This is a genomic window from Paenibacillus sp. tmac-D7, assembly GCF_006519665.1.
Taxonomy (GTDB): domain Bacteria; phylum Bacillota; class Bacilli; order Paenibacillales; family NBRC-103111; genus Paenibacillus_G; species Paenibacillus_G validus.
This window is the reverse complement of sequence record NZ_VIDW01000108.1, coordinates 1-1821: the sequence shown is the minus strand read 5'-3', so window position 1 is coordinate 1821 and position 1821 is coordinate 1. Positions and strand designations below refer to the sequence as shown.

The window sequence follows — 1821 nt, the reverse complement described above, 5'->3', positions numbered from 1 at the left end:
AAGGAGCCATTCCTGTAATGAAGTAATTTGCTCTTTGAAAACAAAAAGCGCCTCCTGTATGCTGGGTCTTGGAATGGTGGCCATTCACTGCCCTAATTTGAAGGAGGACGCTCAATATGAAGTATAAACTGAAACAAAAGCAGAATCAACGGATTACACGAATTACCGAATCGACACTGGTGGTCGGTGCAGATATCGCGAAGAAGGTTCACGTCGCACGTGCCGTAGATTTCCGAGGCATTGAACTTGGGAAGGACTGTGTATTTCACAACGATCAGGAAGGACTATCGAAGCTGGCAACGTGGATGAAGGAGCTTGGTCAAGCACACGGGAAGACGAACATTGTGTTTGGCATCGAGCCTACCGGACACTACTGGTTTCCGTTAGCTGCCTATCTGCAGGAACAACAACAAATCCAGGTCGTCGTCGTTAATCCGCATCACGTAAACAAGACGAAAGAGCTTGAGGATAACTCGCAGACGAAGAGCGACTACAAAGATGCAAAGGTCATTGCGGATCTCATTCGGAATGGAAAATACTCAGAACCGAAACTGCCGACGAAGGAATACGCGGAACTGCGAATCCTGATGAATCTGCGGGAGAAGGTATCAGCCAGCCTGACGCAAGTGAAAGGCCGAATCAGCAACTGGTTCGACCGGTTCTTCCCCGAGTATGCTTGCGTATTCAAGAAATGGGAGGGCAAGGCATCGCTCATGACCATGCGGGCGTTCCCGATGCCAGCGGACATCGTCGGCAAGGGGGCTAGAGACGTCCTAGTACACTGGAAGACGGAAGTGAAACGCGGTGTGGGCATCAAGCGCGCGGAGAAGTTAGTAGCGGCCGCCACAGCCTCTATCGGACTAACGGAAGGCAGTATGGCAGCTCGGGTAGAGCTAAGCACACTGTTGGGTCAATACGACCTTTTCAGCAGCCAATTGGAAGAGATTATGGATAAAGTGCTGGAGATCCTTGAACACATCCCAGGAACGAAGGAAATGCTTACCGTACCCGGGGTTGGGGCAATTACTGTAGCTGGATTTCTGGCCGAGATCGGTGACTTGAACAACTACGATCATGGCCAGCAGATTATCCGGCTTGCCGGGCTAAATCTCAAAGAGAATAGTTCGGGAAAGCGGAAGGGTAAGACCGGGATTAGCAAGCGCGGACGGTCACGTTTACGAGCGCTGCTGTTCCGAGCGGTGATGCCCATGGTAGCGAAGAACGAAGAGTTCAAGACGCTTCATAAGCATTACACGACGAGGAGCCAGAATCCACTGAAGAAGAAACAATCGATCATCGCGTTATGTGGAAAACTGATTCGAGTCCTGCATACGCTGGGGACAAAGCAAAGAGAGTACAGTGCAATCGATGTTATGGGTCCAGTAAGGCAGTTCCAGATCCAGCAAGAAGCTGCTTAAAGCAAGGAAACAAACGGCCTGCAGATCAACTTATTCACATGTGTACAACTTAGACAACGAAAGCACGGAGAAGCCGAAGTACTACATTCAGTAAGGGCAACGACCCCGTAAAGGAGCAAGAATCGGCCTCCACCCCTTGAGAGGTAGAACGAAGGAATGTAAGGGCATAGACCCAGTGTGACATGGGAGGGTAAACCCCGAGGGTGAATATGGAGATCCACTGTGCGATCATACCAATTATCCACAGTTTTGGAAGAAGGTCATTCCTAAGCTCTGTTCCCGCCTACGCTCTTACGGAAATCGAGGTGCAGAGTACATTCTCCACTACTATCTCTTAGGCTGTCAAAGTTGAAATACTGAGAATGAGTGAGGAAACAGGAGAAAACGATACTTTATAGTGGGA

The 1821-nt window shown here is 49.6% G+C and carries 1 protein-coding gene; it reads left to right on the top strand.

What is annotated here, in order from left to right; genetic code table 11:
- The first annotated feature begins 128 nt into the window (after window positions 1-128).
- Window positions 129-1418 carry an IS110 family RNA-guided transposase gene (locus FKP33_RS26655; protein WP_430106146.1) on the top strand — a complete coding sequence of 430 codons (1290 nt, stop codon included), beginning with the start codon at window positions 129-131 and terminating at the stop codon, window positions 1416-1418.
- The last annotated feature ends 403 nt before the right edge of the window (window positions 1419-1821 follow it).